A 6072-nucleotide genomic window follows, 5' to 3' on the forward strand; every position below is an offset into this window, starting at 1 on the left:
GCTGCCCGCCTACATGGTCCCTGCCTCCTTCGTCGTCCTCGACGCCCTCCCACACACCACCTCCGGCAAGGTCGACCGCCAAGCCCTGGCCTCCCTACCAGCTTCCGAGCACGAGATCGTTCAAGGGACCAAGGTTGCTCCCCGTACTCTGCTAGAGCAGCAACTCGCCCAGCTCTGGGAAGAGCTGCTCAACGTGCAGCCGATCGGCGTTTACGACAACTTCTTCGAGATCGGGGGCCACTCCCTGCTTGCCGCTCGCCTCTTTGCACGCATAGAGCAGCAGTTTGGCAAGCAGCTACCGCTCTCCCTGTTCTTCCAGGAGCCAACCATAGAGAGGCTGGCGAAAGCCATCGAGGAGGGAGAATCTCAGAAACATTCAGAGGCCCCCGTCATCGCTGTGCAACGTCAGGGGAAGAAGCGACCGCTTTTCTATCTCCACGGCGACTGGACAGGTGGCGCCTTCTACTGCATCAAACTGGCGAAGCAACTGGGAGAAGACCAGCCTTTCTACGCTGTTGAACCCTATCGCTTCCCACAGAAGGCCCTACCTCCAAGCTTTGAAGAGATGGCCGCCGCTCACATCGAGGCGATCCGCCAGATTCAGCCCCACGGGCCGTACCGCCTGGCTGGCTGGTGCAACGGCGGTCTGGTAGCCTATGAGATGGCCCGCCAGCTGCAAGCGGTAGGAGAAAAAGTCGAGCTGCTTGTGCTGATCGACCCAACCGCCCCCGAGCGAGGATGGAGCCAGGCACGCCTGGCGTGCTCCTTCATCAGAGCTCTGGGCGCTCTCCTGCACTGGAATGAGCTACAACAACTGGAATGCTACCGACGATGGCGGTACCGCTACAGCCTCTGGCGCTATCGCCTTGTCCGCCGGCGGAAAGGCTCAGGAGAGAATGAACCGGCCCCCCCCAATGAGGACCATCAGCGCTGGACAAGCACATGCAGCTGGATCTTAGCGCGCTACCGTTCAGGTCCTTATCGTGGAGATATCACCTTTTTCTGGGCTGCTGAAGAGAAGCGATGGCGTCGTAAACCCTGGCTCAATTTCGCCCGGCACCATCAGCAGGAAGGTCGCGGGCACATTGACAGCCAGGAGCTGCCTGGCACGCACATTACCAGTCGCACCACCTACCTCACGGTCTTTGCAGAGGCACTCAAGCGCCGCCTGGAGGCGATAGAAGAGAATGATACTCACCAAATAGATGGAAATGCAAAAGGAGATGGGCAAGATAGAGGTGATTAGAATTGCCAGCAGTTCCTAGACAAGAGGAATCCATCAGAGTAGCTGCTTCTCACGAGAGAAGTAAGGCACTCCATGAGTCCTATCTTCTTGCAGAGCTTTCACGGAATTACTATAATGGAGGTGTCAGGCCATACTAGAGGTGGCGTAGACAGAACCCAGAGATCTGCCCGGGGTGGGCCGGACTGGGGCGCCAGCCGGTGACCCAGTTAGCAAACCCCGCAGTCAGTGTCTGGGAGAAAAGATCTGGGATCACGGTTGGGGTCTGCGCAGAGGTGGCCCATGCGCAAGCCTCAACCTTTTTTGTTGGGCAGAAGCAGGAGCGAAGCAGGCCACGCTCCCTCTCACAAGAGAGGGGGAAGCTGGGGTAAAGTCAGCGAATGCACAAAGGGCGAGAAAGGTAGATGAGGCTGGGGGAAAGAGTTGCGCCCGCGAGAAGGAGGCAAGGGCTGCTGTCGAGCAGGCCACTGGCGGGGGAAGAAAGCACGCTGATTTCTGGAGAGAGTACGAATCTGGCGGCGAGAGAGAGAGAAGTAGCGTGGACGATAGGCGAAACGTCTGCTCATGCACACTCCTCTTTTGCAGCAGATGCCATACAAAGTGATCAAACAACTAATGCAAGGAGAGTCAGGCTCAGGCCCGCTCACCTGCTGCTTGTCGACAAACAAGGACGAAGGGGTCCCACTACAACATACGTTGGGTGAGACCCCTTCGCTCACAATCGCATCTGTCCTATCAAGTAAGAAAGAAAAAGAAAGCGCTACACTAGCGTTGTTAAACGAGGTAGCGCTAGGGGCAAGCGAGGTTAGCGACCGCAAGCGCAGCCGCGCGGCTCGCCGCCGCCGCTGGCCGTTCTAAAGGAGTGGCCACAGCTGCAGGTTGTCACGGCATTGGGATTGTTCACCGTAAAACCGGCGCCCATCAGACTATCAACGTAGTCGATCTCGCTGCCGTTGACATAATCCAGGCTCATTTCATCAATGAGCACTTTGAAATCGCCCTGCGCAATGACCGTATCGCCTTCCTGCTCCTCATCCAGCGTCATGCCATACTGGAGGCCGGAGCAGCCACCGCTGGCTACGAAGATACGCAAGCCCAGATTAGGATCGTTCTCCTGCTGCAGAAGCTCGCGGATCTTCTCCATCGCCAGAGGGGTCAGCGTCACCACGCTGCTTTCGCTCTTTTGCTGCGTCTGCTCGATCATAAGTATCTCTCCCAAAAGTAGAACCTGCTTGCTCTCCTCAAGCCCACCAAGACAGGCCCCATGTACCTAGCAGATACATGTCAGGCCCTCTATGAAGACACTTCAAGCACCCAGTTGCGTTTTATTATATCCCACGAGGTATACAGCGTCAAGGGAAAGGGCCTACGCTCTCAGCCAGAGGAGAAGGTCCATCCCCTCTCAGCGACCGCTCGCGACCACCCGCCAGCGAGAGCAAGCCAGCTGGAACTAGAGACCAAAGCGCTGTTGGGCGCGGATCAGATTGGCCAGCAATGCAGGCACTTCAGGTGGGGAGCCATAGAGCAGGCCACCGTGCCACTCACCGGTGGAAGTCATCCGCAACATTGCATTGGCTGCAGACCAGCCCTGAGCGAGTAAATGGGCCGCGAGACCGCTGACGATAGGCGCAGCAAACGAGGAGCCCGACCAATCAGCCCAGCCGGTGGTGTTCGGCTCACCGTTGGGGAAGGTTGGTGAGATATAGACTCCTCTGACAGCATCAGGTAGATCGTTGCTATCTCTCACGCCCTCAACATCACCCCCGAACGTAGCCACGCCGCCATTCACTGGCGGCATAGCAGCGACATTGGCAAACTGGGACGGCTCGAAGCGACTATTGACCGAGGTCACACTGACCACCGTTGCATAGCGCGCCGGCGCTCGCGGCGGCCTTCGCCGCTTCCCCTGGCGAGCTTCCGGCCATGAATCGTTTCCCGCAGCGGCGACTAACAAGGCCCCTTGGGCATAGAGGCTTTCAAAGAGGAGGCGCAGCCCATCCTCCAGCAGGGTCAGGGCACTCATAGCACTGGCCAACCCCCGACTCGGCCAACGACGATCATCGAACCAAACATAGGGGAGACGACGCGCATCGGGTAAGGTGGTCAGGCTCAAATTGACGACCAGGCGCCGAATAGTCCCGGAGAACAACTCTTTCTCCAGTCCTGTCAGAGCTGCGAATAGCCCGTAGAGATCGCCCCCTCCATAGTCATTGAGAATGCGAATCAGTCGAATGCGCGCCTGGGGAGCAATATCCCGAATCAGGCCAGCCACAAAGAGGCCGTGATCAGGCATAGGATAATAGAAAGCCTCGCCGTAACGATCACGTCCAGTGCGTACCGCCTCCCAGAGGGGATAGCGATCATATTCGATTTGGAACAGGCCGCGGTCGCTGCGCAAATCGGCTGCCAGCCGCTGGAGCAGCCAGTTCCGCCGAAACTCGGGGCGGTCCGCCGCTCGTAGGAGGCGCTCGGCCTCGACCGCTGTGTCAAGCACCGCTACCAGGACATTGCTCGCCCCCTCGGGATCAAGCAGGAGTCCCTGATCAAGAAAGGAAATATGCCAGCCGAGCGGTGGCTCGCTGGCTCCGATGGCCGGCAGCTCTAGCCGCGGAGCAGGACGCGGCGGCAGAGCCGGCCCGCCGATGCTGTAGTAAAAAGGGGCGGCAGTGACCAGCCAATTGGGCATCATAGAGACGAGGCGAAGGCCTCGCTCAGCCAGCTCATCAAGATGCAACTGCAGATACGCAAGCGCTAGAGGCATGGGATCAATGAGCGCTTGCTCTAAATGACGCACCTGATAGAAAATCGCCACAAGCGGCTGCTGGCGATGATAGCCAAAGAGGAAAGCCCGCTGGCGAATCGGAAGCCGGGGCGGCTTCGCTTCTTCCTGCCAGTGGCCTCCGCTCCCATACGGTTCTAGCAGCAGATGATGTGGTGCCAGAAGAGCATTGAGCTGGCTCCGTACCTGCTCAGCCAGCAATTCCAAGGCATCTTCAGCCGGCCTTCTGGGCAGTTGCACCACAACCACCATTTCTCCACGTACCCAGTAAAATAGCTCGGTTGGCCTCCCTATGAGGTCAGCAGCACCAGGAGTCATGCACAGATCCCCTTCTAGCTAGAGCTAGCACGGCGTAAACGAGCGCGCAACATGGTGAGCAGCGCTCCCTCCACAGGTAGGTAGCCGCAGTCAGGATGGCCTCTTTGTCCTCTTCCTTCCCCAGCAAAGACCCCCTTTCTCGCTTGCTTCTCTGCCTACCCGCTTCATGCAAAATGAGAAGGAGCGACTGCTTTTCTATCATCGGGCATTATAACTGAACCAATAGAAGATAGCAAATAGACCTCCTGGCAGGCTTCTCAGAGATGGGCCGAATGGCTCTGCCTGACCGTACGCCGGTAACTGGGGCAGTTGCCTAGCCTCCTTTTCTTCGCCCCTGGAATCCCGCTATAATGAGACAAGAAGCCCTGGGAGCCAGAAGCAAAGGGAGAAGGAAAAGAAAAGAGTACTGCTGTGATGAGCGCAGATCGTCTCTACGCCACCTTGATAGAGCTGGTAAGCTTGCCCTCCACATCAGGCCATGAGGAGCACGTTCGCCAGTACCTTGAAGCTAGCTTGCAGGCCCAGGGGTTAACAACCAGTGTTGACCCCGCAGGGAACCTGATCGCTCTGCTGCCCGGCCAGGGCCGTCCTGTGCTTCTGAATGCCCATATGGACCGTGTCCCGCCGGGGCGGGGACAGCATCCGGTGCTGCGCAATGGCGTGCTCTACAGCGATGGCAGTTCTAACCTTGGAGCCGACGACGCCGCTGGCCTGGCCATTATTCTGGAAATACTCAGGCGTCTCCAGGAGCGCTCGCTTCCCCACCCGCCGATCGTCGCTCTCTTCACTGTCCAGGAGGAAAGTGGCCTGCAAGGAGCCCGCGCCTTCGATCCAACCCCCTGGCAGGTAAGCGAGGGTATTGTCTTTGACAATGCCTTTGAGGCCGGCGTAGTGGTCTCGCGCGGCGCTCACTATGAAGCTTTCGATGTAGAGATCACTGGTCGCACCGGTCATCCAGGCAAAGATCTGAGCCAGACCGTGAACGCCCTGGAGATTTTCCGCCAGGCGGCCTATCCACACGGCTCGCTCGCCAATGACCAGACGCGGATTCTGATCGGACGCATCGAGGGCGGTAGTGCGCGCAACGCTGTCCCTGCTCGCGTCCTCCTCCAGGGAGAGCTGCGCAGCTTCGAGGAAAGTGAGCAGATAGAGCGCTACCGTGAACGCCTGCGCAAGGCTTTTGAAGAAAGCGCCCATCAGGCCGGCGGGCGGGCAGAGATACACTTTGTCTCTCACTGCGGCGCCTACGTTGTTGATGAACAAGAGCCGCTACTGGCTCTCTATCGTCAGGTGCTTGCAGATCGGGGCAAGCAGATCCAGTTGCGTCCCACCTTCATCGGCAGCGATACGAGCGCTCTGCGCCCGCGCATACGTGTCTTTACCATCTCCACCGGCGTGGCAAATGAGCATTCTCCCACAGAATATGTGCCGCTCGAACCGCTGGAGCAACTGGTAGAGGACACGCTAGAGGTGCTGCGCCGTTGGTCTGGCACGGGCGCTGGCGCAGCGGCTGGCTGAAACTCTGCGCAGTCGGGCACAGAGTAGTAGAGGACAAGGCAGAACTGAACAGGCCGGGTTACGCTCAGGGAGAGCCTTGTCAGAGGGTAGCCGCTGATCAATTGCGCAACGGCGCACACTCGTCTGCACGCGAGGCCGGTCTGGCATAGAGCGGTTAACGTACGTCGCCTGAAGCGCTGATGGTGCGTGAATCATATTGGAGCACAGCAACCTA

5 protein-coding genes are annotated in these 6072 nt (G+C 58.6%); 2 read left to right on the forward strand and 3 right to left on the reverse strand.

The genetic code is table 11. The features are described 5' to 3' along the window. On the forward strand, positions 1 to 1246 hold a 1246-nt coding region (locus tag IRZ31_RS19570; RefSeq protein ID WP_297156875.1), incomplete at its 5' end, for a thioesterase domain-containing protein. Positions 1247 to 1587: 341 nt separating this feature from the next. Here the strand turns inward: IRZ31_RS19570 and IRZ31_RS19575 are convergent. The 3 genes from IRZ31_RS19575 to IRZ31_RS19585 form a co-directional block, all read right to left on the reverse strand. Next, the gene (locus IRZ31_RS19575) at positions 1588 to 1809 is read right to left on the reverse strand and encodes a hypothetical protein (RefSeq protein ID WP_297156878.1); all 222 of its coding nucleotides are present in this window, start codon (positions 1807 to 1809) and stop codon (positions 1588 to 1590) included. A gap of 239 nt (positions 1810 to 2048) precedes the next feature. Beyond that, positions 2049 to 2447 (reverse strand): iron-sulfur cluster insertion protein ErpA, encoded by a 399-nt coding sequence (gene erpA, locus IRZ31_RS19580; RefSeq protein WP_112427393.1) that lies wholly within the window; start codon positions 2445 to 2447, stop codon positions 2049 to 2051. 246 nt (positions 2448 to 2693) lie between these two features. Further along, positions 2694 to 4340 carry a S8/S53 family peptidase gene (locus tag IRZ31_RS19585; RefSeq protein WP_297156882.1) on the reverse strand — a complete coding sequence of 549 codons (1647 nt, stop codon included), beginning with the start codon at positions 4338 to 4340 and terminating at the stop codon, positions 2694 to 2696. Between the two features lie 414 nt (positions 4341 to 4754). On the opposite strand from IRZ31_RS19585, the gene IRZ31_RS19590 reads away from it, so the two are divergent. Next, complete coding sequence (locus tag IRZ31_RS19590; protein ID WP_297156885.1) at positions 4755 to 5858, forward strand: M20/M25/M40 family metallo-hydrolase; 1104 nt, start codon at positions 4755 to 4757, stop codon at positions 5856 to 5858. The last annotated feature ends 214 nt before the right edge of the window (positions 5859 to 6072 follow it).

The sequence above is a fragment of the Thermogemmatispora sp. genome (assembly GCF_019683635.1).
Lineage (GTDB): Bacteria > Chloroflexota > Ktedonobacteria > Ktedonobacterales > Ktedonobacteraceae > Thermogemmatispora.